This window comes from Pedobacter sp. GW460-11-11-14-TSB4 (assembly GCF_059423705.1).
Window position 1 is genome coordinate 209,456 of sequence record NZ_JBWKYI010000002.1, and the last position, 26,487, is coordinate 235,942.

Genomic DNA, 26,487 nt, shown 5'->3' on the forward strand with positions numbered 1-26,487 from the left:
TAAACCTCTCATCATGACAGAAAATGAATTTGATTATCACAAAGAAATAAGTCAGCTTCCAGAATACATAGGAGCAAGCTACGCCATGGAAAATGCAAACCAAGCAGTACCCATTTTCGAAGGACAATTCTCCATCAGGCAAGCAGAAATCAATATCACCGTTCTTGGTACGATAGCATTTAATTGGTTTCCAGAAAAAAGGGCTAAATTTCAGACCAGCCAAATACTTGAGGAGTCCCATCCTTCTGTGCATATCAACATGGCAAAACCTTGCCAAATTATTATTGATGATTTACTGTTCGGCGAAGCTTGGGTAACGAGCTTCAAAGACATGAATTATCTCAGCGGATTTTGTGGTAGGGCAGTGTTGGGCGATCCAAGAATAAAGGTTTCAAGAATACATTTCTCCATCCCGAACCTTTTAATATCTGACGGTGAAAAAATTAAAAGGACCCACCCCGAGTCTATTTACTTTTTTAATGGCAGACAGGTTTTTGAACATGGTCCTTTCAAGATAGTCATAGACAAATCTGATAAATACGAAACATTGTATGAAGAACTCAAAAAATCCGGGGGATATCTACTCACCTGTGGTGGTGAGATAACGAGTAAAAAAGGGCCGTTTTCATTGAAAGACGTTGAAGAACTCCTCTTGTCTTTTCATAATTTTATAAGTTTTATCAACGGCAGAGAAACTTCTCTTTATTTTTTGAAAGGAGAGCATGAGAATGAAATCATTTGGCAAGACTTCTCGAGCTACTTTTGCGAACCGTTCAAAGAAGTAACTCGTTGGTCAAATATTATAGGTCTAAACAGACTCAACGATATTTGGGTGAATTTCTCTGAAATGTGGAAAGATCCTGATAAAAAGGATTTTCTCCTTTATGCAATTCATTGGTATTTGAACGGAAATGCAAACAATGGTTCAACCGAAGGCTCAATCATTTTCGTGCAGACAGGCTTAGAGTTAGTATACAATTGGTTTTTAATAGAACAGAAAAAACTAATCCTCGGCAGTGACGCTAGTAACATTGCAGCTTCGAACAAGATAAGATTATTACTATCACAACTTTCGATCCCCAGGGAAATCCCTGTCGAGTCAGAGAACCTAATGAAGTTGGCAGATATGGAAGATGGAGCTGAAGTATTTACCGTGATAAGAAACGCTCTTGTTCACGGTCAGGAGAAAAAACGGAGAGACTTGAGAGATATTGGTAGTATGGAAAGGTTTGAAGCATTAGAATTAGGCCTTTGGTATCTAGAGCTTTCTCTCCTGCACATACTGGGATATAAAGGAAATTACAAGAACAGAATTAAGCGTGGCTGGTTCGGTTTAGGCGAACCATTGCCATGGCAAAAAGATGCTAGCTAAACGAATAATGTTTCATTGTCTGGAACTTTATGATTGATGGTATTTATTGTATATTTCAATCGCACTAAAATTCCTTCTTTCAACGGCACCAATAGCAAGACGATCGGCATATTCTTGTTTTCCATTCTTGTAAAGCTCTTCAATAATTTCATTCATTTTACTTTCATCGAAATAGGCATCAGAAGGAAGCTTTTCCAACAATACATCCATTAATTTCCCTGTTATTTCATAATCCCTGCTTCGAAGTTTTGATTCAACTATTTTCAAAAGCCTGTAGGTATTAACATCTATCTTTTCGAGCGATATCGTCCTTTTAAAACGATCTAGATCTGCTTCCGTAAAATCTCCCAGCAACTCAGCGAAGTAAAGCATTTCGAATGCTTTTTCTTTTAGGTATTTATCTTCTGAGTTTTCTGAAACAGCCAGTAACCTTTCCCATACATATCTTATTTTTTCGTCCTGATGGAGAACATCCACAGTTTTTATCCTATCAATCAGATAACCCAGCTTTTGCACATCGGCGGAGTCTAAAAGGCCATTCAACAATACATCGGAATTATCGAGACCAATTGCAAAAGCAATCCAGATGTGTTCAACCAATCGGCGTACAATCACAGCATTTTCTATCTTTTCATAGATTTCAGAGTGATAAACTGGATAAAACAGCTCGTAAAGATTTGTGTATAGCTGCCCAGAGAAAATCAAATACCCATAGAAAACAGGCAACTTGTACTTGCCTTCTTTTACTTCAGTTAGTAGATCTACGTATTTCTTCAGCCAACCCATGTCCAAATAACTGATCTGTGGCACATTGAATCCTAGTGACCAATAAAACTCGATACTTTCAGATTTCTCCGAAAGGCGTTTGGTGAAAACGTCTTTTACTTTCTCATCCCAAAACGGTTCACCGCCCTGGACCTTGACCTTTCTCATCGAGCAAACAATCATTGCGTCATAAATATGCCCACGCGTCGAATTCATGATGTCATTTAACGGATCGTTATTGAGCCATTCAAAAGTACCACTGTAGGCCGCTTCCATAAATACTAATATGTTTACTGCGCTTTCGATCTGTTCAATCGAAATACTGTAGTCATTGCTTTTGATGAAAGTACGAACCGTCCAGGCAATCATTCCCACCGATCCAGATTTGTCACGTCCGTCTGTTGAAAGATCCCAAATATCTGCTCTATTCTCCACTAACAAAGTTAGGAAAGCTAAAAATCGCGAAACATCCACGGTCGCACCTTTTTCTGCAAGCCCACGAAAACCATCCACGAAAGTATAGATGAACGGTATCGGCAATGATTCGAATTTATTGAGCTGTACTACCACTTCGGAATTGGAAGTGACCACATATTCCCTTAGGTCCTGTTGCAGTCCGTAAATATTGTACCCGTCCCATTTATCTTTATTTGCAAGTAGATTAAGTACGTCTAAAACCGATTTCCCCAATATCCTATTGGAACTGCTATAATCGCCGCCAGGTCTTATCGTAAAGTAGCTATCATATCCAGGGTGGGATGGTTGCGAGCCTTCGGTTATTTCTCTTAGCTGATTGTATGGCTTGATTACCTGCTCATAATATTTATAATGTATTGGTTCCAAAGCCAAATACCATTCCAACTGGCGATATGCTCGGTATTTTTGATGCTGTTCGTCCGGTTCATTCTCTGATCTATCTACATCCAAATCGTCTATCCAGCCGGTAACGGTATTAACCTCCTCAATGGAAAAATGGTCGCAGTGCCGCCAGATCAATCTATAGATTTCAAGTTTGGCTTCGAATTTATTAAGAGGATTTGCCTGCTTCCAGAAAAGACTGCAAAACTCCGTATAATATCGATCTATTAGAAAATATGCGATGCGAGAAAGGATATGATCGTCTAGAACGATAAAAACTGATAATTGCTCCCCCAATTTGTCCTTTTGCATCTTTGAAAGCAGTTCTATCACTAACCTTGACAAGGAAAAGTTCAAGTTTGTTTCATTAGAATTTTGTGGATCTGGCTCCAGTGAAGTAAGCTCGACTTTGCTAAACATAAATTTATGCTCCTCACTTACGCTTTTCAGCTTATCAATAGACCATTTTACCACATCATCTCCCAAGTTTTCATATAGCATATCTGGTGCAGTCTTGGAAAAGCTCTCAAGGGCATAATCATCAATGACTGAATGTGCCCGATGCTGCCTTTTCTCAAAGACAGGTGTAAAGAACCTGTTAAGCAAATTCATCGCCATCCCTTTATTGGCTTGAAGGACACGTGGGAAAAACGAACTGACCATTTCTCTGGATAGTAACGAACGATCTCGGGTCAAACCAAAATCAAATACAAATTTTAGGTGGCTGCCCATCAGAAGGTCAATAGGTAATAAAAGGATCGATTTCGCAATATGGTAATCAACTGTAAAATTACGTGCATCGTCATTTTGTCCCTCATTTGCTAAGCCAATATATTCATCGATAATATTTAGCAGCAGGCCTGTAAGTTCTGGAAACTTTGACAGAGCTTTTGCCGCCTCAACGATTGGAAAGGCACCTTCCCAGTTTTTAAAGCCTCGCACCGGCTTGCCATCAGAATCTTCGGACATAATAACTTCCGGTATTTCCGAAAATGAAAGTAGTCCGTTTTTGATGGCAAACGTAAACCAATCCGGGTCAAACGCTCCGCTTAGCTTCCTAATAAAATAGGACCTAGTTACAGATTCATCCAAGCACTCCAACATTTCAGGCCCATTTTCCAGCACTGCCCTGTCAAATAGCTCATCAATCCTATTAATTTTTTCTATAATATTCATCACTATCTATGGGGTAAATGCAGCGGAAGATGTCGCCACAGGTTCATTCAATTTTCTTAAAATGTATTCAATTTGAAGATAGTTTCTTCCTTCAAAATAGATTGGCTCGATATTCAGCCTTGAAAGTAAGGCGAGTTTTTCCTTATTATCTTCCAGACTTCGGGCTAACGAACTCAAATGCTCTTTTGCTGAATCATCTAAGTCGGTCCCATCAATTATTGCCAAAGCATCTGGATGGAATGTGAAAACTGTCTTTCCCGGTATCTTGGCGCTATCTTTTATTAATATCCCTTTGGCATTCCAATCCTCGATTACAGTTGCATCTCGTCCTAGTTCTTTTATAGTGAAATAATCCTTACTCAGATTATCACTCATAATACAATAGTGTTTTTGTGTGGCAACACCGGCGCCAATTTTTTCGGCACGAATTGCCTCGATAGCCTTTTCGAGAAAGTTTATAAAATCCTTGTCCGAAAAACTAAATCCAACAAATACGGTAGTATAAGCTGAAAAGACTGCGGTAATGAGTGTTTGAACCCCGGAAAGGGCTTTTTCGTACTGGCGAAAATAAGATTCCTCTGTTAATACTACGTCCCCAGTTGAGGAAGATCCATGTATATGATAAATATGTCTTTCAGTCCCCATTCCCCGATATTCAAAATTTCCCAAAGTTGAAGGCGTATATTGCCAATCACATGCGGCATGAAATCGGCCAAGTGCATTCAATGTCTCTTCAAAACTCTCATCATAATTAGTGGTTAATATGGTTTTAGACATTTTGACAAGTTCGATGTGCAGCGAAGTAAAATGACATGCAACAGGTCGGGTATGCTGCCGCACTAGTTCCAAATATCTATCTTCTACTGAAAAACTCTTGATATTCGATGCCACTTTTGGATAACCATCTATTTTGATGGCACTTAAAACCGCTTTATCATCTGGATAATATTTAAACTCTTGGTTGAGCCTGATTAGTAGATCATCCCACAGCGGGATTTTGAGCGCGGAGGAACAGCCAGCGCCAATGAACACTGCTACGCCGTATTTCTGATTGACAATTTTTTTAAGATCGTCAATTTTGGGATCCGTCAAATATCGCATTAATAGAGAGCTTAGGAATGGATTTTGAAATATAAAATGTGAAAATAATAATAATTGTCGACCACGCAAACTATATCTAAAACCCTTTGTTTTCGTGTCTTCAATTTACTTGAAATTCCTGACGCAATTAATTATTCATTAGTTAGCTCCCGACTAAAGGTGCGAGATAAATGTGTTATCTAAATAAAAAAAAATCATATGTATGAGTGGTGGAAACTAATTTTTGTAAAAAGTGTTATTTACTAAACTAAAAAGATATCATTATGGCTAGAGGAAAAAAAGTTGAACGCAATTCGGTATCCAATCAGGACCACGAAATCAAATACGAAGCTAATAAGCTAGATGTGAAACCAAGTAAAGTTAAAGACGCCAAATCGAGCGCCGGTAACCAACGAAAAGACATTGAAAAAAAAGTGAAATAGAGAAAAGCTCCGAAAGGGGCTTTTTTTAGCCGCATGAAGATTGCCACCTATAATATAAACGGCGTAAATGGGCGCATAGATACGCTTCTAAAATGGCTGAAAGAAGCCGATCCGGATATCGTATGCCTACAGGAACTCAAATGTGAGGACAAATCCTTTCCTGTGAGAAAACTAAACGATGCCGGCTATCACGCCAAATGGCATGGGCAAAAGGCATGGAACGGAGTTGCTGTACTATCCAAAAAAGAAATCAAGGAACTCAGGAATGACCTGCCAGGGGAAGATAATGAATATACCCACAGCAGGTATCTGGAAATTTTTACCTATGAAACCGTCATTGGCTGCATCTACCTTCCCTTCGGCAATCCATATCCGGGACCAAAATATGAATATAAAAAGCGCTGGTTTTCTAGGCTGGTAGATCACGCCCAAACCTTGATCGCAACTGGCCTTTCCGTAATGCTGATTGGCGACTACAATGTTATGCCGACCGACCTTGACACCTATAAGCCCGAGAAATACAAAAACGATGCACTTTTTAGGCCAGAGATTAAAGCCAACTATCAATCACTTTTGGATCAGGGATGGACGGATGCCATTAGAACCCTGTACCCAACATCAGCCATTTACACCTATTGGGATTACCTGCGAAAAGCCTATGACCGAAACGCCGGACTTAGATTAGACCACTTTTTATTAACCGCAGATCTTGCAGAAAAGCTAAAGGCTGGTAATGTTGATAAACACGTTCGGGGCTGGGGAGGGGCTAGCGACCACGCGCCCGTATGGATTGAGCTTTCTGGCAGGTCACTAAAGAAAAACATAAAAACGCAGAAAACCACGTCGAAAAAAGCCAAGGGATTTCTAGATACTCTTTCACCCGAAATTCAGGAAATTGTCCGCTCTGGAGAAAACGCCACAATGCCAACTGGACTAAAACCTATGAAAGCAACATTAGTGGATGAACCTTTTGATGAACCGGGATGGTTATATGAGATCAAGTGGGACGGCTACCGTGCGATTTCATACTTAGAGAAAGATGGAACAAAAATTTATTCCAGAAACAATTTACTATTTACACAATTTTCCAGCGTAGAAGAATCGCTAAGTGTGCTTAAAACCAACGCCATATTGGATGGAGAAATAGTTGCGCTGAAGAATGATGGCTCGGCAGACTTCGGCGCCCTACAGAACTGGAAGAATACCCAACGCGCCAAACTCCATTACTATCTTTTCGATATTGTCTGGCTCGAGGGGTATTCACTATTATCGCTGCCCCTTAGCCAGCGCAGACAGATACTGGAAGCCATCATACCCAAATACCATGAAAGCATAAAATTAAGCCAGGCCTACCTGACCTCGGGCATAGATTTTTTTGATGCCGCAAAACGATTGAAGCTAGAGGGTATTATAGCCAAACGGGCAGACAGCTTTTATTCCTCCGACAGCAGGTCTAGGGAATGGCTGAAAATAAAGGCCAAGAGAAGGCAGGAAGTTGTAATCGGCGGCTACACGCGAAACGAAGGCACCGAAAAATATTTTAGCGCCCTCGCCTTGGGGGTTTATGATGTCAAAGGGAAGCTGAACTATATTGGAAAAGTTGGCACCGGATTTAACCAGGCCACCCAAAAGGAACTGATGGCGGAATTTGATAAACTCGCCACCAAAACCTGTCCTTTTGAAACCACGCCGGATGTAGATGAACCATCCCAGTTCCGGCCTCAGCGGCTTGGCGCACGGCCAACCTGGCTGAAACCAAAGCTCATCTGCGAAATAGAATTTGCTGAGCTGACCGGCGATGGCAAGGTACGCCAGGCTTCCTTTAAGGGATTAAGAAAAGATAAAGATCCAAAGGAAATTATCTTGGAGCTTGAAGCAGATACTCAGACACTTGTGCAGGAAGTGAAACTGGACCACAAGCTGTCTGAAGAAAATCCGGCAAAACCAGCCAAGGCCACAAAACCTGCTAAGAGCAAAAGCCTAAAAACAGCAAAGCCCCTGCTGGAAGGAAGTTCTCAGGTCCAGGAAAAGAAAATTGACGGCCATATATTGAAATTTACCAACCTGGATAAACTCTATTGGCCGGAAGATAAGGTCACCAAGCGCGATATGTTCAACTACTATGATGCAGTAGCGCCGTTTATGGTTCCCTATCTTTTGGACAGGCCGATGTCGCTGAACCGGTTTCCTGGCGGAATCCACGGGGAAAGCTTCTACCAGAAGAACGTAAAGGAAACCGCTCCTTCTTGGGCGCGCACCATGCCGCATACCAATGAAAAGGGCGAGGAAAAAAGCTATTTATTGGGCAGTGATAGAGCAACACTTTTATGGATGGCAAGTCTGGGCTGCATTGAAATGAACCCATGGTTCAGCAGGGCAGCTTCTCCGGATTATCCAGATTATTGCGTGATTGACCTGGATCCCGATAAAAATACTTTTGAGCAGGTGATCAAGGCCGCGCAGGTAACCAAGGATGTGCTTGATAGCATAGGCGTTCCAGGCTTTGCCAAAACCTCCGGCTCAACCGGCATCCATATTTACATACCTTTAGGCGCAAAATACACCTATGAGCAATCGCAATTATTTGCCAACCTTATTGTCCGGCAGGTGCACCGGGAACTTCCGAAATTCACCACGCTGGAGCGTAGCATTTCCAAACGGGGCGGAAAGATGTACCTTGACTTTCTGCAGAACAGGCCCGGTGCGACCATTGCGGGCGTTTACTCGCTACGGCCAAAAACAGGAGCGACCATATCTATGCCGCTGCTTTGGGAAGAAGTCAAGCGGGGATTGAAGATGCGCGATTTTACCATCTTTAACGCTATCGACAGATTAAAAGAAACAGGCGACCTATTTACGGGAGTACTGGGAAAGGGAATAGATATGCAAAAGGTGCTCTCATCTGCCCAGGAAAACTTCACCTAGTTTTTAAGGTTATTTTATCGCTAAAACAAAAAAGCCTACAAGCATTTATTATAAAAATTACCACCATGGAAAGATATGTTTTTGACCTCCCTACAGATAAGGGAACTATAAAGGCAACGGTTGAAGAAGCTGGCGAATGCTATAGCGTTATGCTTGACGGAAAGTTTGCGGGCAGCATGTGGCAGGATGAACAAAGGGGTATGCAGTTGAAAACCAATGACTCCGAGCTTGAGCCCCATATGTGGGAGATAGCGGTACATCTTTCCGAAGCTTTTTCCAGAAAAGAATTTCCTTCGCTATTGATGGGTACTTATCCTGAAATCGTTTCCAACGAATGGAAGACCAGCGAAACCCTTGAACTGCTGGTAAAAGCTGATACCGATATGGAAGTGTTCACAACCTTTTTTAAGGATGAGGTGTTGAACCTGGTGACATTCGAGGAACATCTGGATCTGATGGTAAAAAAAGAAAACGATGCGTACTTTATTATTGTAGGGATAAATTAGACATTGGTAGAAACTTTCTAGGTGTAGTGCGTTCTATTCCAACAGCCTCCGGTTGTATCTTCACTTCAATACAAGGAGAGTTTTGAGGATCATATAATAAATTAAGTGACGGTTTTATGTATGCTTGGGAGCAAATCCGTGAAAAAAGTAACTAGCGCAATAAATCTTGTTTTCGTGTAGTTCTTCATTCTTACCCCGCAAAATTTTTGTTTGACCTAAAGCATGTTACAATCATTTGGGATGTAGTATTGTGCATACCAATTTTTAAGTGATATATTTATGGATGGATTTAGTTAATAAACTTTGGAATTTTTGCCATACATTACGTCATGAAGGAGTTGATTATAACGACTATATTGAAGAGTTAACATATTTACTATTTTTGAAATTAGCCGAGGAGATTGATACGAAAATCCCTGATGGTTGTGACTGGGCTACATTAATCCAAAGTCCCGACAGTGACCTTCTAAGTAACTACAATTCTATCCTTCGAGAATTGAGTAACCAAAGTGGTATTTTAAAGGATATTTTTAGTGAGCCTATCGCGAAGATCCATAACTCATCAAGTCTTCGAAAATTACTTAATTTAATTGATGAAATAAACTGGCACAGCTACAACCAAGACGTGTTAGGTGCTACCTTCGAGGGTTTATTAGAACGAGCTGCAAATGAAAGTAAAAAGGGAGCGGGTCAGTACTTTACTCCCAGGCCTTTGATTCAAGCTATAGTAAAAGTAATGAAGCCTGATCCATTTGAGTCACCAAATTTTAAAATTTCGGATATCGCATGTGGAACAGCTGGTTTCTTGACAGAAAGTTTCGCATGGTGGAAATCATCAAACGAAATCAACAAATTGACAAATTTTCAAAGAGAAAAGCTAGTTAACAACACATATATCGGGCAGGAACTCGTAATTAGGCCAAGAAGGCTTGCTTTGATGAACATGTATTTGCATGGCCTCGAACCAACAATCATCTTGGGCGACACTATTTACGAACCGATTCCTATTAACGAAATCACCTGCAGTTGCCTTTTAACAAACCCCCCGTTCGGAACAAAAGGCTCAAACCAAATACCTGATCGAGATTTTGCCATAAAGACTAGTAATAAGCAACTAAATTTTATTCAGCATGCCTACGAAATTTTAGAACCCTCGGGTAGAGCTGCGATAGTACTCCCAGATAGTGTGTTATTTGAAGATAAAGCAACAGAATTGTGGGAATACTTAATGAAGAATGTCAACATTCATACTATTCTTAAGCTTCCACTTGGCACATTTAGTCCTTATGCTCAAGGTGTTAAAGCAAATGTTATTTTCTTTCAAAAAAATGCGATTACGGAACAGGTGTGGATATACGACGCTCGTACAAATATTCCTGGAATAACGAAAAAAGACCGTCCATTAAGCCCATTTCATTTTGAAGATTTTGAAAATTGCTATGGAGATGATCCCAATGGAAAGGGGGTACGTCTCGAAACAGAGAGATTTAAAAAATTCGATATTAAAAACATTGAGGAAAGAAATTTTAATCTTAATATAAGTTGGATTAATCCTAATACCGACGAATCGAACAATCACCTAGCACCGGATGATTTATTATCGGAAGCGATCGCAGAGACGGAAAGCTTGCTTGAAGAACTGAAATCCATTTTCGACAGCCTAGAATCAAATGACAAATAACACGCAATCATCTTGGAAATATAGCACCTTAGGAGAGGTTGCCAATTGGGCATCCGGAGGCACTCCTACAAGTAGTAACAATGATTACTATGGCGGAGAACTTCCTTGGGCGATTATCGGAGACCTCAACGATGGTAATGTTACCCAAACATCGAAGCACATAACTGCGCTTGGTCTAGAAAATAGTTCTGCTAAAATCGTCAAGCCTGGATCATTATTAGTCGCAATGTATGGAAGCATCGGAAAGCTAGGTATAGCTGACGTTGAATTGGCAACCAACCAAGCAATAGCATTTACAACTCAAATATTTGGAGGTATTCCTGTAAAATATATTTACTATTATCTAATGTTCAAGCGCCCTAAGTTACTTCTCCTTGGTAAAGGTGGTGCTCAGTTGAACATAAGCCAGTCCATTTTAAAAAATTTTGAAATACCAATTCCGCCATTGCAGGCACAACAGCGTATTGTAAAAAAGCTCGATGAACTTTTTCAAAAAAGTGAAAATATAAAACAACGTCTTGATACAATCTCGCAAAAAATAAACTTGTACGAAAGATCAAAAATCGCCGAGTTGTTACATGGAGGTAACGGCCCTCAACAAGATCTGCAAGAAGCACAAAATCAACAAGCCTCAAAACAGAATGTTAGCCTGCCACTTCAAGCATTGACTACATTACCTTTGGGATGGAAATGGATTCTTTTGAAAGATATTGCCAAAATACAAGGGGGTGTAACTAAGGGCCGAAACCTTAAAGAATCTCCAACAATTGAAGTGCCTTATTTGCGGGTGGCTAACGTGCAAGACGGTTTCTTAAATTTAGATGAGATTAAAACCATACATATAAAAAGTTCAGAGAAAGATAGGTATATGTTACGAAACGGCGACCTTCTCTTAACTGAAGGAGGAGATCGCGACAAACTAGGAAGAGGGACTATATGGCGTGAGGAGATAAAAAACTGCAGTTATCAAAATCACATATTTCGTGCAAGAATAGATTTAGAATTAGCTTCTGCTGAGTATGTATCCATGATGACTAAAACTGCCTTTTCAAGAAAGTACTTTTATGAAAACGCTAATCAAACAGTTAATTTGGCATCAATAAACATTACCGTGTTAGGTAACCTGCCAATTCCCTTAGCTCCTCGATCACAACAAGATCTTTTGGTAATAAACTATGATCGAACAAAAAAACTGAATGTTTCTTTACAGAATAAACTTGACTTAATACATCAAAGGATGAGAATGCTTACAGCAAATACTCTGGAAAGGATCTTTGATGGAAAACAGATAGAATTAGATAAACACGACGAACCTGTTGAAAAATTATTTCTACGAATCGAAAAAGAAAAGTCTTATCTTCTCAAGAATTCATTCCAAGAAAAACGACCAAAACCATCAACTTTGAAAACACAACCAATTACGACTTTGCAGGAAATGGTTTCCTGTCTGAACAAACTTGGCGGCGAGGCACCCGCAAATACATTGTTGAGCGCCACTTCATTGGAGGAAGAAATCGATGTTTTTTTCGAATTACTTCGCCAAGGGAGAGATGAAGAAATATTGAACGTTCCTGTCGGGAAAACAGGTTTAATTAGCCTAAAATGAAAATCATTAAGCTCTCAATAAATTCCTCTTGGAAAAATCTAGAGGGATTCACAATCGAATTTGATAGTTCTCGAGATATTACCGTGTTATTGGGAAAAAATGGCTCAGCGAAAAGTAATCTCTTGGAAACAATCATAAAAATTTTCAGAGACATTGACCTGAAAGAACCTTCTCCTTTTAGTTATTCATTATCATACTCACTAAATGGCGCATTTGTATCAATTGAGGCTGAAAAAAATAAAAATCCGAAGGCGAAAGTTGACAATAAGACGATTAGTGCAAATGAATTAAAAGCGGCTTTTATTCCAAGATATATCGTTGGATATTATTCCGGGGCGAGCGACAGATTTGAAGAACTTTTTAAAGTTCATGACCGGGCAGCATTAAAAAATACCTTGACTCCTATCAAGTCAGGTGAAAAACTTGCTTTTCGACGGTTTATTTGTGCTAGACCAGTACACGGACTATTTGCACTACTGGCTTTTTATCTTTCTGACGATAAAGAAATAGTTAAATTTTTAAATGATTATCCACGGATTGAATCATTCGATTCAGCTTTAATCGTTCTCAATCGTCCAGAATGGGCCAAGAAAGGTGCAACTCCTGATGATTTTTGGGGCGCAAAGGGACCAGTTGGTGATTTGCTCAACAATATTAAAAAACAAAGTCTAGCTCCATTTTCTCGTACCACCCAGGTATCTACGGATTTTCGTCATAGAGAGAAAAAGGAATTTTTTTATCTTCATTTGCCAGATTTAGCAGCTTTACACAACCTTTCCTCTGAATACGGAAGTGATCCAAAAACCTTCTTCCAAGCGTTAGACACAATGAGATTAAGTGAACTGATAGCGGATTTCAGAATCAGGGTAAAAGTTAAAGGAGCGGGAAGCGCTATTCATACTCGACAACTAAGTGAGGGTGAACAGCAGCTTTTGACCGTTCTAGGACTAATGCGATTTACTCAAGATGCTGGTTCACTATATATTCTGGATGAGCCTGACACACATTTGAATCCAGCTTGGGGGTTAGATTATTTAAATCAACTTAGAAACATTGGAGGAATTAATAAAGATAGCCATACAATTTTAGCAACACACGACCCTCTATTAGTGGCCGGGCTGGTGAAGCAAGAAATCAAAGTCCTAAGTCGATCTGCTTCTGGGAACATTTCTTCTACCGAACCAGACGAAAGTCCTAGAGGAACTGGTGTAGCTGGAGTGTTGACTAGCGAGCTATATGGGTTGGAAAGTCAGCTTGATACATTTAGCTTGAAGGTTTTAAAACGAATATATGAGGTGTCACAAATGGAAGAATATGCTCCAAAAAACAAACATCTTTCGAGGCTGAGAAAGATAGTACCTGGGTTAGCCGCGACTGACACTTCCCCTGATCCATACAGAAATATAGCCAAATTGGCCTATCAAGAAACATTAGACCTCATAGTAAAGTCCGATACTGATCTCGATCTAAAATATCAAGCAATTCAAAACCTAGCATCATTACTTTATACCAAGGCCAACGAGACAAAAAAATGATATATATAAATCCAAATCGTATTCGACCATCAGCACAATGGATAAGCAATGCTACTCGTTTAAAAGCAGAACTTATGTTAAAGACCCCTGCGGAACGTGCAGCGTTTATCAATAGTAAAAGGGCAGAAACGTGGGGAAATCAACACTTAGTCAATACGTTGAGAGGGGTAGTTGGAAACAAATGCTGGTATTCTGAGGTTGATCTCACTGGTGGCGATCCAAATGTGGATCATTTCCGCCCAAAAGGTCGGGTCAAGGAGATAGATCCTGATGCTTTGATTGGCATAAATTCGGAATCTGAAGGATACTGGTGGCTGGCATTTGATCATGGCAATTTTCGTTTTTCAAGTATGCATGCTAATCAACGTAGGGTTGACGAAACAACAAATGGAGGGAAATGGGATTATTTCCCCATAATTGGTAATAGAGCAATTGAAGGAACGCAAATTAGTTTAATCACTGAAACTGTTTTACCCCTTGATCCATGTTCTCCTACTGACGTCGCCTTAATGTGGTTTGGTCCTGATGGCGTTCCAGGATTTACAGGCTGGAAACGGAATCCAACTACACATGAACAGAGGCGGATGAAAGTCACAATTTGGTTGTTTCATTTAGACAAACAGGAACTCATGATAAAGAGAGCCAACGCTATGGAAGAGCTTCGAATAGTTATTAGGACTGCCAATGCGATTTATCAGATATGGGAAGCTCGAGGGAAAAATGATTATGATCATGAAAAGACGCTATTTGATAATTCTATCGCAGATATCCATATGAAAATATCTGATGAAGCCCCTTATGCTGGCGCTAAGCGTTGCGCACTTCAGATAGCAAAATCCGAGTTTCTGTGGCTAAATGAATATTTCTAACTTGATGGAACCGCCTTTAAATTACTTGACTTCTTATAGATAATCACCGTTTGAGGATTTTATTTAAAATTCCTTCCACCATGGAATGCCTCTTTCGGCACATCCTCACGAACCTGCGTCCGTTTATTCTGCGAGGGATAAGGTGCTGTTTTTTCATCGCCCCGGGCCATGGTCAATACCGGCAGCTCATCCACCTCCCGCTGTACCAACTTGCCCAGCATCTTCGTGAAATCAAAACATTTGCTCACGATCACGTGCACCACCTTTCCCTCGCGCTGCAACCGGCCTTCGACCATTAACAGCCTTGCGTGCAAGATTTCCTTGCGGTAGGTATCAAACAATTTCTCAAAGACTACCAGATTAGAATATCCCGTTTCGTCTTCAATGGTGATGAAACAAACGCCGCCCGCGGTCCCGGGACGCTGGCGCACCAGTACCAATCCCGCAACTTTGACCAATTGCCCGTTGGTAGAATCATTGTTGATATGATGGCAACTGCGGATATTGAGCATATCCAATTGCGGCCGCACGAAACTACCCGGATGCGCTTTGAGTGAAAGCCCAACCGTTGCGTAATCCTGCACTACGTGCTCGCCCTTTCCCATAAGCGGCAGCTCAACCTGCGTTTCAAGCACGCTTTCAGATGCCTGTCCCTTGAAAAGTTCCACCGGCATATCCTGCAATGCTGAAACCTCCCAAAGCGCCTTGCGCCGATCCATTCCCATGGATCGAAAAGCATCCGCATCGGCCAGTCTCTCAAGCGCGGCTATTGAAACCCCGACATCTCGAAGGGCGGTGATGCTTTTATATCCTTCGCCACGTCCATTCACTAGGGTATCGACATCATCGGCCCGGATGCCACTGATCTGCCGAAATCCCAAACGCATCGCAAAATATTTGCCCGATTTTTCTTCGAGCTTATTATCCCACAGCGAATGGTTGACATCGACCTCGCGCACCTCAACTGTATGTTTCTGTGCATCGATAACAATCTGCGCGGGCTGGTAAAAGCCCATCGGCATACTGTTAAGCAGTGCCGCAGCAAAAACATCGGGGTAGTAATGCTTAAGCCAGCAGGACACATATACTAGCAGCGCAAAGCTTGCCGCATGGGATTCCGGGAAACCATAGCTTCCAAACCCTTCGAGCTGCTTGAATATCCGCTTTGCAAACTCTAAGGTATATCCCTTAGCCAGCATCCCCTCAATGAGTTTTTGCTCATACTGGTTCACCAATCCCTTGAACTTAAACGTTGCCATACTTCTTCGCAATCCATCGGCTTCAGCCGGGGTAAATCCAGCTGCGACTATAGCAATTTTCATCGCCTGTTCCTGGAACAGCGGAACGCCCAATGTCCGACCCAATATTTCTTCAAGCTCCGGCGAAGGGTAGACTACTGGCTCTTCGCCATTTCGCCTGCGCAAGTAAGGGTGCACCATATCTCCCTGTATCGGCCCAGGCCTAACGATTGCCACCTCGATCACCAGATCATAAAATTCCCGGGGTTTTAACCTTGGAAGCATGGACATCTGCGCACGGCTCTCGATCTGGAACACGCCCAACGTATCCGCCAGACAGATCATGTCGTAAACCTCCGGGTCGTCCTGCGGTATATTAGCTAAAGTAAAATGCTTCCCATAATAGTCGCGACAAAGGTCGAACGCCTTGCGTATGCAGGTAAGCATTCCAAGTGCCAGTACATCCACCTTTAAAAATCCCAGCGCATCGATATCATCTTTATTCCACTCGATATTCGTGCGGTCCTCCATCCGGGCGTTTAAAATTGGGCACAAATCGGTGAGCTTGCCTTGCGTTACCACAAATCCCCCCGTATGCTGGCCGAGCTGCCGCGGAAAGCCCATCATCTGGGAAGTAAGCTCTAGCGTTTTTTTTAGGTGCGGGTCGTTTGGATTTAGGCCCTGCTCAGTAACCCTTTTTCCCTCGAACCATTCATCGGTAAACTCCCAAATCGAACTTGACAACCTGTTAATGGTATCCACCGAAAGCCCCATGGCTTTTCCCACATCGCGGATTGCACCCTTTTGGTGCTGCTGGGTAACCGTTGCTACGATAGCCGCCCGGTCGCGCCCGTATTTGTTATAAATATATTGGATGATCTCTTCCCTTCGCTCATGTTCAAAATCCACATCGATATCAGGTGGCTCGTTTCTGGCAGGGGAAATAAAGCGCTCAAAAAGCAGGTCGAATTTCATGGGATTAACGGAGGTTATGCCTAAAACAAAACATATCGCCGAATTTGCCGCCGAGCCCCGACCCTGGCAGAGGATCCCGCGGGATCTGGCCTCGCGCACGATATCTTCTACAAAAAGAAAATAATTGGCGTAATCCATATGCCTCACAAATTCCATCTCATGGTGGATCATTTTAACCACCTTTTCAGGAATCTCTTCTCCGTAAAACTCATGCGCCCCTTTCCATGTAAGAAACTCCAGTTCCTCCATCGGACTTTTGCCGCTCTGATTGATTTCTTCTGGGTAAACGTACTTCAATTCATCCAACGAAAAATTACAGGCCTCGGCAATGACCATCGTATTTTTGATTGCACTTGGATATTTCCTGAACAACCGCTCCATCTCGGCCACCTCTTTCATATAGCGCTCGGCATTCTGGTGCAAGCGAAATCCGGCTTCCTGGATGGTACATTTTTCCCGTACGCATGTCAGCACATCCTGCAGTTCCCTGCGCGAAGGATTATGGTAATGGATATCGCCCGTTGCTACAACAGGAATCCCGTAAAAATCCGAAAGCTGCGACGTCCGGAAGATTAGCTTATCATCATTTCCCATATAGGATCTGGTAGCTGCTAGATATAATTGACCATTCAAGGCCTGCTTGTATTCCGCTACCGCACTGATAAAACTTGCCTCGTATTCAAACCTGCGGTTAAGCTCTCCGGGCATCACTAGGCAAAAGATTATCCCCTTGCTATGCGCATAAACATCCGCCCTTGAAATATGGCATGAACCTTTTTCTGCCCGCATATTGCCAAGGGTGAGCAGCGCCGATAATCTGCCGTAAGCGTCCTTGTCAGTGGGATATGCCAACAGGCTCGGTCCATCCAGCATATCCAGCCGGCAGGCAGGAATAAGTTTCACGTTTTTTTCCCTGCAGGCCGCATGGGCGCGGACAATTCCGGCCAGGGTATTGCGGTCTGTGATCGCTATTTTTTGGTAGTCAAAAGCCTCCGCCTGTTCCACAAGCTCATGGGCATGCGATGCACCCCGCAAGAAACTAAAATTCGATGTCACCTGTAATTCGCTATACGCCATAACTAGTCTCCTTTATGCAAAAAATCCATGGATAAACCATTTGTATTTATTTTCCCCGCCATAGTGGCCCGAACGGAACAGCCAGTACCGGCCGCCCTGCTCATCCTCTACCTGGTAATAATCCCTATGCTCGCCTTGATCTAACCACCATTCCCGCTCAATGCGCTCCGGTCCATCGGCTTTTGCAACGATATGGCGAACTCCCTTATAGATAAAAAACTTAGGGGGATGATCTGGGATGATTGCCATTACCTCTATCGCAACAGGGATTTTAAGCAGTTCGGTAGGCCTTGGTTTATCCAACCGCCAAGGCCCATTCGGTTTTTCGGTTACCGAAACCGCTTTGAGTATCGCCCTTTCCGGCCAATACCTTTTGGCAGGCAGATAGCGATGTATCACCTGAAAACCGACCTTTCCAGCCACCCGGTCAAGCAGTTTGATAACACTCTGGTCATCCAGGCCCGGTTTTGATGTCCACATTTCTTCCTGTGGAACCTCCACATCATCCACTTTAGGCGCATCCAGCACAAACAGCTCAATGCCAAGGGCGGGCCTGATCTGATCGATCTTAAGCTGAAAAAGCTTGAATAGGTGGCTAACGCTATGTGATGCTCCGCTTGTACCGATATCCACCTGTACCACTTTGCCGTCGATCCGGTAGCAAGTAAGCACACCGAAGCGCAGTCCTTTTCCCTCGGCCTGCATCCTCTTGCACAAGTTTTCCAGTAATTTATTGATGGCAATTTCAATTCCGTTTCTTGTTTTGATGGGTTCTAGACAGGCCAGCCTTTCGCTGAACGGCACCGGCACCTGGAGGGGAGCAAGCATTTCGATTTCTGTGCCAATTGCCTGGCCCAACCGCAGCAGAAAATCCTCACCAAACCTCCTGCGCAAAACCGACCTGGGCATCCCGATAAAACTCTTAATCTGATAGAATCCAAGTTTTCGAAGCTTTGTCAGCACCGATTCCTCAAGTCGCAGTGCGTCAGGCACAAGATTAAGCAGGGCATCCACATGTCCGCCCACGGGAATCAATGGGGTCACTTTTCCATAATGCGATATTGCCCAGGCAGTCCCGGGCGTATCGGCTATTGCTATGCGAACGGTATAGCCCTTGCTTTTTAGCCTCGAAACGATTTCCTTTAGATATCCACGTTCACCGCCCCAAAGATGGCTACATCCCGTTGCCTCGAGCAGTAGCCCATCCATCGCAAATTCATCGATGGCAACTATTGGCGAATAACGCACGCACCACTCGCCAAGTCCTTTCAGCAGTTTTCTGGGCCTTTCAGGTTTATCATCCAGCACCTCAAGTCCGGGGCAAATGGCCTTTGCATCTGCCGCACGCATTCCGACCTCCACGCCAAATCCATGTGCCAGCTCGCTCACGGCGGTGATCATCATTCGGCCACGGTCGGGCGCCGCAAAAACAAAGGGCACACTGGAAAGCTCGGGCCTGCGGATAAGCTGCCAGTCAGCCAGCAGCTGGCGGAACCATATGGAAACAAAACGCCTTTGCATGATATCTATCCAATCTGCCTGCCCTCCATTTCAGACCAAACACTCTGTTTTTTGACTTTCTTAACTTCCTCGAATTTTTCTCCGGCCCATTCCAGCACGAAGTTTCCAGGATTACCGTTGCGCACCTTCAGCAGCTCGACCTGCCAGCGGGGGAAACCCAAACCCGGCATACCGTCCTCGGTCTGAGATGGCAGAGGACTGATCCTCCACCTAGCCGTGGCCACTGTACTTGCGGTTTTATTTTCATCTTTTCGAAGGATAAAACCTGTAACGCCACTTGATTCTACGGCAAGCTGTAGCCTGCGCGATTCGATAAGCGAAAGGTTATTAACCTCGGCCACTACGGCCGCAAGCCCCTCGCACTTTAGCGCTTCCTCAGTAATCCATAGCACATCTTTTTCGGTCTTTACATCCATAAAAATAATGCGTTCTGGCTCGACATTAAAAAGGCCAAGTGATGCCGGGAACAATCGTCGCGATGTACTAGCCCATACGCATGCCGCACCATTTTCCATAAGCACGGCCAGTAGACCTGCGATAAAACCATCGCTAGCCGCCGAATGCTCGGGAACTACGGTAATGAACTCATGGATTGCCTTTTTGGGGAATACCCCACCTGGGAACGCATCTTCGATATCTCCAAGGCCGATGCGCTCAGCCTTGCCCGAGGCTACGGGCTTAAAGCCCTGCCACAACAGGATGTCCTGCTGCAATTTTTGAAACAATTCCCTTTTTGCATCCATGATAATCGAGTTAATTTTATACTATTATTTTTAGTATTATAAAATTATACAACAAACATAAAGCTAAAATTGTTAGTAAAAAATGAATTGTGGAAAAGATTGTGTTTTTGGTGGAGAACTCGACATGCGTACACGACTAATCGATGTCGTATTTATATTATCCGCCTGGGTAAATATTCTTGCAAAAATCTACAACGGTAGCTTTAATTACCGCATAAATCTTACTGTCGGTATGCACCTTGGTTGACAGGCAATCCAGTATATATCCCACAAACTCATCGATCAGGAATTTCTCTGAAAGAACTTTTAGTGTATTCACCATCAGATCGCGACGAAGTATGTCCTTCTCGGCTTCAGGTACAAAATCTATCGGCGCACGATATAGGGAAATAAAATAGTCGCATACCACATGGATTGTAAAATTATCATTCATCATCGGGGACAACAGCCCCCTGGTTACCTGTGGAAGGGGATGGACATAGCGGTATCCGGCTCTTCTTGCGGCTTCTAGCATCATGTATTTATCCGACGGAATATGCTTATAATTTACCCCAAGCAGTCCGATAGTAAGATCGACGTATCTTTCCCTAGTGATTTTTTTATTCACAAAAAGATAAACCCAAATAATGAAACTGGCGGTGCTATGTACTCCATCCTGAGATTTGGCCATTATCCTAATAGCCGTTTCCTCTGCAAGTAAAAGGCTTGCCTGTTCCTTGGCAGTTAGAATGGAATCAATGGTCGATTCTCCAATGTTCTTGTTTAATACCTTCTTTCTCTCGGCATTCATTTCAAGGGCCGCATTGCAGGGAAGGCTTTTACAATTTTCCCGGATCCAGGATAGCAGATCGGTGAACAGCGATATTTCGGACTGTATCAACTCCGGAGAGGCAAAACTTCGGACATATTTGTCGCCTTCCTTTCCAAGAATAAATTTTCCGGTATGGCTATCTGACTTTAGCTCGTGGAGAATTTCATGTGTAAGCAGCACAGACGACTCGGCCACAAAAAGTTCGAGGCCCAGTAGTTTGAGCTCATGAAGTCCCCCGATCTGGGCTATTGTACAGAGGCTTATTGCGTCAATCATCAAAGATCGATGTTTTTTCAGGGCTTCAAACGAGGTGGTAACATCGGCAACGTCCCAAGCGGTAAATATTCCGAGCCTATCATCTGAGATAAAGTTCTTCCATACCATGATCAGATTGGCATCGCGTATTGATGCAATGGCAGAAATTGGGAGCATATCCTTTCGATAGGCATCGGCCATTCTATTGTCTGCGGCAGATCTCCGGTCTAGTGCTTCGAAAAGCGCTTTAAAATCCTTCTCCGGATCCCCGGTATCACCGACAGCCATCTGGCGGAAGCTGGTCTGTGAGGCAAAGATGGTGCTGATCATTTGATAGCTCTCCCGAAGGGCCGCATTAAAAATATGCTGGATTTCTACGATTGTATATCTGATTGCCTGAGGTCCAAGTATAATTTCATCCCCGACCTTTTTGCCCAACATCACCATTGCCTCGGGACTGTCCGGGGACAGCTCTCCATGGCTTCTGCTAAGATCAGCCCTACCTTCGATACGGTAGGTTACCATCTGCTCTCCGGAACTGATGGTAACCTGGCAATCAATGCCAACTATCAGAGGATTATCAGGATGCTCCCTTTCTGGAGAGATGACCGTTCCCAGATGGATAAAGTTCTCATGCGCCGATACCCGGTCTATAAACTGCCTTCTTGCCTGCAGCGCAAAACGGTGGAATTTTTCCATCCTTCCAGAATCATGGCATGATATTGCAAGCTTAAATTGCATATCTATTGCCAATGTCCTATCCAAATGGTCTATAGAGTCAATAATATCACCAACCTTATCCCATTCTTCTTTTCTGTAATAAAGAAGTGCCAGCCTGCCTTGTATCGCCTGATCTTTAGGATAAACCTCCAGATATTCCAGGCAGGTAGCAATCGCCGCAGGAAAATCATTGATCTCTGCCTGGACATACGCTTTTAGCTCGGTCACCATCGCTATAGGTCCATTTTTTTTGGTAAGCACCTGGCATGCGGAAAGCAGTTTTCCATACTCGCCAGATCTGAAATAGAGCTTTAGCAGCTTTTGCGTGTTGGAAGAGTAGCTCTCCAAATCCGTCACCATTTCCATTAGCTCTATGGCCTCTTTATTCATCTTCAGTTCTTCGAACTGAAGCGACAGATCAAAGATGTCAACCTCTGGAGTGTTTTGATTGATTGTAGAGAGGATATGGCCGAAGATTTCCTTAGCCTCTTCATCTTGTCCCTTTTTTAAGGCTATCTTTCCCTTTAGCAATTGCGCGGTAATTGCGTTCTGATCTATGGAAAGTGCAAGATCATTATAACTGATCGCCGCTTCGATATTTCCGTGATCAATCTCTCTCTGGCACAGGTAATCGATGATGAAAAGCCGAAGACTCTGGGAAATATCCTGGGTCAGCAGTTCCCCGAATATATCGAGTGCTTTTTCCACCTCGCCAAGCTGCAAGTACAATTGGCCATGAAAATGTTCAAGTTCGTGGAGGTCGCTGCCAGATAGCAGAGACTTGAGCTCATCCATTAGGGCCATAGCTTCGTTTTCGCGCTTGGTCCTCGCTGCTGATATTGCTACATGTCTTAACGAAAAGCTGTCCCTTCTGTAGCTCAACGCTTCTTTGGCATCCTGATAACTTCCCTCAAAATCCTCAAGGTATGTCTTAGCAACGGACCTATTGATCAGAAACCAGACCCTGGACTCGCGCAGGTCGGTATTTTTGATTTCATCCCACGCCCTACTGTACAGCTCGACGATATATCCAGCCTTGCTTCTTGTATCATGGCTGATCTGTGATGTCACGACATGGTAAGGGCTCCTGATACTATCCAAGATAATTGTGCCCAAGACCGCCCTAAGCTCGTACTTGTTATCGGAGGCATTGTCAAGGGCAATCTGTCCCCAGGTGATGGCCATATCATATTCCCCCTTTAGCTGCGCCGCACGGGCAATCTCAAAGGAAACTTCCGTATGTTGCCGTATATCGACAGGCACCATTTCTATGATTTCCTTTAAACTAAGGCTTCTATTCAATCGGATAAGGGCGCCATAGATGCCAACATCATTGGGATTGATCTCCAGCCCTTTTTTTATCAGTCCCTTGGCATTCTCGCCATCTCCGATAAGTGAATAGCCCAGTATTGCCCAGCCAATTGCCTTTGGATCGTCTGGCTGATGTGCATGGGAATCGATGAAGTTCTTTGCTGCCTCTTCATCCTCAAGGAGATCCAAGTGAAATATGCCTAGATTGGCCTTTACCCTATAGCGTTCTCTCGGCGATAGGCTTTCCCAATCTTCATCAATCATTTTTTGAAAAAGCCTAATTCCCGCCTTCTGCTGGAAAGATTTCCGCAGGGAGTTTATTGCGTCGATCTGCTTATCAAAATCAGTCTTTGAAAACTTATCAGCATTTTCATTCTGAACTGCTGCCAAGACCTGTTTGATGAGCTGGGTCTGCTCTTCTTGACCGCTCAATATTTTTTCCGTGGTGTTCTGGATAGTTGCCAGTGATTTTTGAAGTTCTATTTGAGCGACCCTATCAATCTGATCAGGTGTAGCATAGGTTGGCGCGGCCCTGAACTTGTTTTCATGACTAGCTTTTATCAGGTGCATTTTTTCTGTGGTATAAATCTCCACATTATCCGTAACCTTATGGTGCTCATAACACATCAACATAAGGTTACTATACTGCCGCCTATCTTCGTTGCTACTTTCGGCATTAAACCTTTCTCCACCTTCCTTGGCACTCTCGATGTGGCATACCTGTCCAACGAAAATATTGTCCCCACGGAAAAGTGCATTAGAACATCCTGGGAATGCACACACATTCCCGCTTAAACTAAAAAGCAGTGTAAGCGTATCCTTCGTAGGAGCTAATCTTTTAACAATTTCCTTTTCCATTGAGCGCCAGAGTTGGTGGCAGCTCCTAAATTACCGAAATTCCTGCTCAGATTTAAGGATGTCGAAAACTAAGCTATGTAACCAATATCCATTGACAGTACAGTAGGATAGAAATCATATATTTTTGGCCTCATGTTCTAAAAGAAAAACCGGTCTATAGTTGGACAGGTCGTGTAAAAAAATTTCCAGTAGATATTAGCTGGTTAACTTCTCCAATGGTCAAAATCAAGCTGCTCCTGATCGACGAAGCTAAGGTCAAGTGCAGGGTGGTCTGGATAATCAAGCGGCGTGGCCTCGCCCGCAAAACGGTAATCCTTATCAATGGTGCAAGCCTCCATTAATTTTGACGGGATCTGGGTAAGGGCAATTTCGGTCAGACGTTCTTCGCTCGGTTCTTCCATGAGCCATTCCCAGGCAAGATCATCTGTAAGTATGGTAGGCATCCGTTTTTTAGAATTATGGATCTGCTGCATGATGCCATTGGCCGCCGTCGTTCCAAATGCAACGGTACGTACCCACTGCCCAGCTTCTTTATCGAACCAATCGTTATATACTCCAGGAAACCAGAAATATTCCTTGCCAACGATTCCAATTTGATATGGCACTTTATCGGTAGCCTTCAATAACTGCCCCTTTTTGCCATAGGTAGGCACATGCATGGATTCGATGATTCCGGTAGAAAGCACCAGGCATCTGCGCTGGCGTGCAGCCTCGGCCCACATGGATTTTTTTCCCACTTCGTTCTTAAACAGGTTTTCTGCCTTGAAATTTAGCGTCGTGTACATTCCCCTGAATTTCTTTGCCTCTTCGCGGTCTTTTGCATAGCCGGGGATAAATCCCCATTCGGCCTGCTGGATTTCGAAATCCCTGCGATCATCAGTAGCTACCACTATTGCGCATGGCGCATAATTGAATCCATTATGAACCCCGGTATCCAAAAAATCGTAATTCCTTACCGCTTTCTCTAACTGCTTAAGCTGTATAAATTCAGCCCTAGTCACTTTCTGTCCGTTGTAGTAACACATAATCCTATTTCCTTTTAGCGCGGATGTGCTCCGCTATTAATTTTCCTATATCGGTAGCCTCTTTCTGACGGCCCTGGGGGATAGAGGTCCAAAACTTATCTCCCGAAACGCCAACGCCAATTGAGATTACCAGTGGCCTTGCGCCTTTGCCAAAATCCACATGGAACACCCTTTTTCCCCCCAGCTCATGCTCTGCGATTCGCAGCTGCCGGCCCAGGTATTCAACATCAAACGGCGGTTCGATTTCTCTCATTACCTAAAGTTAGCGAAATAATCCAAATTAATCTTCGCTCTCCTCTTCGCGTTCTTCTGGATGTTCCTCGAAATATTCCCTAGCTTTTTTAAGTCCCGTTGCGATTGCAATGCCCTCATCACCAGATTCCTCCAAAACCCCATTTGCAATTTCTGTAGCCTTGTCCCTTAGATATTTGGGCTGGTTTTTATATGATGGCGGGTAGTCTCCGTTATACCATGGCATAATTCCTCCTTTTTTACCATAACACTCGCAAAATAGATTTGTTTCGGGCTGACATGCAGCTGAGCAAGCGGGCACATTATGACTAAAGAAAAAAATTACGCCAAGGCTATTATAATGCAGATAGAATAGTCCGTTAAGCGCATTTGATTCTTCCGGACCGTTTGCAATAGTTGCATCTGCTTGTTACCTTGTAGGAAAGTTAACTGTTGCGCAACATGAAACCTACCGATCCAAAGCTGACCAATATGCTAAAAATAGTGAAAGCCTATGAAGGCCAGGGGGAACAAAGCGTCATCGATAAGCTATTCGCAGGTGCGTTTTCGGCCAAATATAAGCCAGGGATCCGCGCATTGCAGGTGAGGGTTCCCATGTTGAGGCAGGAACACGGCAAAAATGCCCATGCTTTTCTTAGTGAACTTCCACCGGACACCTACTTTAATGCAACCCTTGAGTTTTTGGAAAGGAACAAGCTGAACCTGAAGCTCTACTATGGCACTGGGTCAACATCAGTTCCCAAACTAGAAGCACACTATACCTTAAAGGAAAAAATAACAAAACAGTCTCCTGAGGAAATAGAAATCATGGTCTATTCAGACAATATTCTTGGGACTTTCCTTTCCAGGAAGTTCAGGCTGGCAATCATCGGGTGATTACCAAAA

Annotated in this window: 18 protein-coding genes; 9 read left to right on the plus strand and 9 right to left on the minus strand. The window is 43.2% G+C overall.

The genetic code is table 11. The features are described 5' to 3' along the window. Positions 1-13: 13 nt before the first annotated feature. Positions 14-1,372: a YopA family protein gene (locus AC07YT_RS03850; RefSeq protein WP_086548344.1), complete on the plus strand. Its 1,359-nt coding sequence runs from the start codon at positions 14-16 to the stop codon at positions 1,370-1,372. Positions 1,373-1,399: 27 nt separating this feature from the next. Here AC07YT_RS03850 and AC07YT_RS03855 read toward each other — a convergent pair whose 3' ends face one another. Together AC07YT_RS03855 and AC07YT_RS03860 are read right to left on the minus strand one after the other, a co-directional pair. Continuing rightward, the gene (locus tag AC07YT_RS03855) at positions 1,400-4,171 is read right to left on the minus strand and encodes a hypothetical protein (protein ID WP_086548345.1); all 2,772 of its coding nucleotides are present in this window, start codon (positions 4,169-4,171) and stop codon (positions 1,400-1,402) included. 6 nt (positions 4,172-4,177) lie between these two features. Next, complete coding sequence (locus AC07YT_RS03860) at positions 4,178-5,263, minus strand: SIR2 family protein (RefSeq protein ID WP_494945173.1); 1,086 nt, start codon at positions 5,261-5,263, stop codon at positions 4,178-4,180. Positions 5,264-5,535: 272 nt separating this feature from the next. Here AC07YT_RS03860 and AC07YT_RS03865 point away from each other — a divergent pair, with 272 nt between their 5' ends. From AC07YT_RS03865 to AC07YT_RS03895, 7 genes are all read left to right on the plus strand, one after another. Then, positions 5,536-5,694, plus strand: coding sequence for a DUF3606 domain-containing protein (locus tag AC07YT_RS03865; protein ID WP_086548347.1), 159 nt, complete (start codon positions 5,536-5,538; stop codon positions 5,692-5,694). 33 nt (positions 5,695-5,727) lie between these two features. Further along, positions 5,728-8,619: a DNA ligase D gene (gene ligD / locus AC07YT_RS03870; RefSeq protein WP_086548348.1), complete on the plus strand. Its 2,892-nt coding sequence runs from the start codon at positions 5,728-5,730 to the stop codon at positions 8,617-8,619. A 65-nt stretch (positions 8,620-8,684) separates the two neighbouring features. After that, positions 8,685-9,125, plus strand: coding sequence for a hypothetical protein (locus AC07YT_RS03875; protein WP_086548349.1), 441 nt, complete (start codon positions 8,685-8,687; stop codon positions 9,123-9,125). Positions 9,126-9,408: 283 nt separating this feature from the next. Then, the gene (locus AC07YT_RS03880) at positions 9,409-10,806 is read left to right on the plus strand and encodes a class I SAM-dependent DNA methyltransferase (protein WP_086548350.1); all 1,398 of its coding nucleotides are present in this window, start codon (positions 9,409-9,411) and stop codon (positions 10,804-10,806) included. Continuing rightward, positions 10,796-12,412 carry a restriction endonuclease subunit S gene (locus tag AC07YT_RS03885; protein ID WP_086548351.1) on the plus strand — a complete coding sequence of 539 codons (1,617 nt, stop codon included), beginning with the start codon at positions 10,796-10,798 and terminating at the stop codon, positions 12,410-12,412. Before AC07YT_RS03880 ends, AC07YT_RS03885 begins: the two co-directional genes overlap by 11 nt. Further along, positions 12,409-13,947, plus strand: coding sequence for an AAA family ATPase (locus AC07YT_RS03890; RefSeq protein ID WP_086548352.1), 1,539 nt, complete (start codon positions 12,409-12,411; stop codon positions 13,945-13,947). Before AC07YT_RS03885 ends, AC07YT_RS03890 begins: the two co-directional genes overlap by 4 nt. Beyond that, positions 13,944-14,816: a hypothetical protein gene (locus AC07YT_RS03895; RefSeq protein WP_086548353.1), complete on the plus strand. Its 873-nt coding sequence runs from the start codon at positions 13,944-13,946 to the stop codon at positions 14,814-14,816. The genes AC07YT_RS03890 and AC07YT_RS03895 overlap by 4 nt, the downstream gene beginning before the upstream one ends. 59 nt (positions 14,817-14,875) lie before the next feature. On the opposite strand, the gene AC07YT_RS03900 is transcribed toward AC07YT_RS03895, so the two are convergent. The 7 genes from AC07YT_RS03900 to AC07YT_RS03930 all read right to left on the minus strand — a co-directional run bounded on the left by AC07YT_RS03900 (position 14,876) and on the right by AC07YT_RS03930 (position 25,828). After that, positions 14,876-18,106 (minus strand): error-prone DNA polymerase, encoded by a 3,231-nt coding sequence (locus tag AC07YT_RS03900; protein ID WP_086548354.1) that lies wholly within the window; start codon positions 18,104-18,106, stop codon positions 14,876-14,878. 12 nt (positions 18,107-18,118) lie between these two features. Next, entirely contained in the window at positions 18,119-19,627 is a 1,509-nt protein-coding gene (locus AC07YT_RS03905) for a Y-family DNA polymerase (protein WP_086548355.1), read from the minus strand. A gap of 5 nt (positions 19,628-19,632) precedes the next feature. Further along, positions 19,633-20,370, minus strand: coding sequence for an ImuA family protein (locus tag AC07YT_RS03910; RefSeq protein WP_086548356.1), 738 nt, complete (start codon positions 20,368-20,370; stop codon positions 19,633-19,635). A 157-nt stretch (positions 20,371-20,527) separates the two neighbouring features. Continuing rightward, positions 20,528-24,325 (minus strand): PIN domain-containing protein, encoded by a 3,798-nt coding sequence (locus tag AC07YT_RS03915; RefSeq protein ID WP_086548357.1) that lies wholly within the window; start codon positions 24,323-24,325, stop codon positions 20,528-20,530. Between the two features lie 203 nt (positions 24,326-24,528). Beyond that, positions 24,529-25,350 carry an SOS response-associated peptidase gene (locus tag AC07YT_RS03920; RefSeq protein ID WP_086548358.1) on the minus strand — a complete coding sequence of 274 codons (822 nt, stop codon included), beginning with the start codon at positions 25,348-25,350 and terminating at the stop codon, positions 24,529-24,531. A 4-nt stretch (positions 25,351-25,354) separates the two neighbouring features. Further along, on the minus strand, positions 25,355-25,603 hold the full coding sequence (locus tag AC07YT_RS03925) for a hypothetical protein (RefSeq protein ID WP_086548359.1): 249 nt from the start codon (positions 25,601-25,603) through the stop codon (positions 25,355-25,357). Positions 25,604-25,630: 27 nt separating this feature from the next. Beyond that, positions 25,631-25,828 carry a DUF2188 domain-containing protein gene (locus tag AC07YT_RS03930; protein ID WP_086548360.1) on the minus strand — a complete coding sequence of 66 codons (198 nt, stop codon included), beginning with the start codon at positions 25,826-25,828 and terminating at the stop codon, positions 25,631-25,633. Between the two features lie 215 nt (positions 25,829-26,043). Between AC07YT_RS03930 and AC07YT_RS03935 the strand changes: the two genes are divergently transcribed. After that, positions 26,044-26,478 (plus strand): hypothetical protein, encoded by a 435-nt coding sequence (locus tag AC07YT_RS03935; RefSeq protein ID WP_086548361.1) that lies wholly within the window; start codon positions 26,044-26,046, stop codon positions 26,476-26,478. Positions 26,479-26,487: the final 9 nt, after the last annotated feature.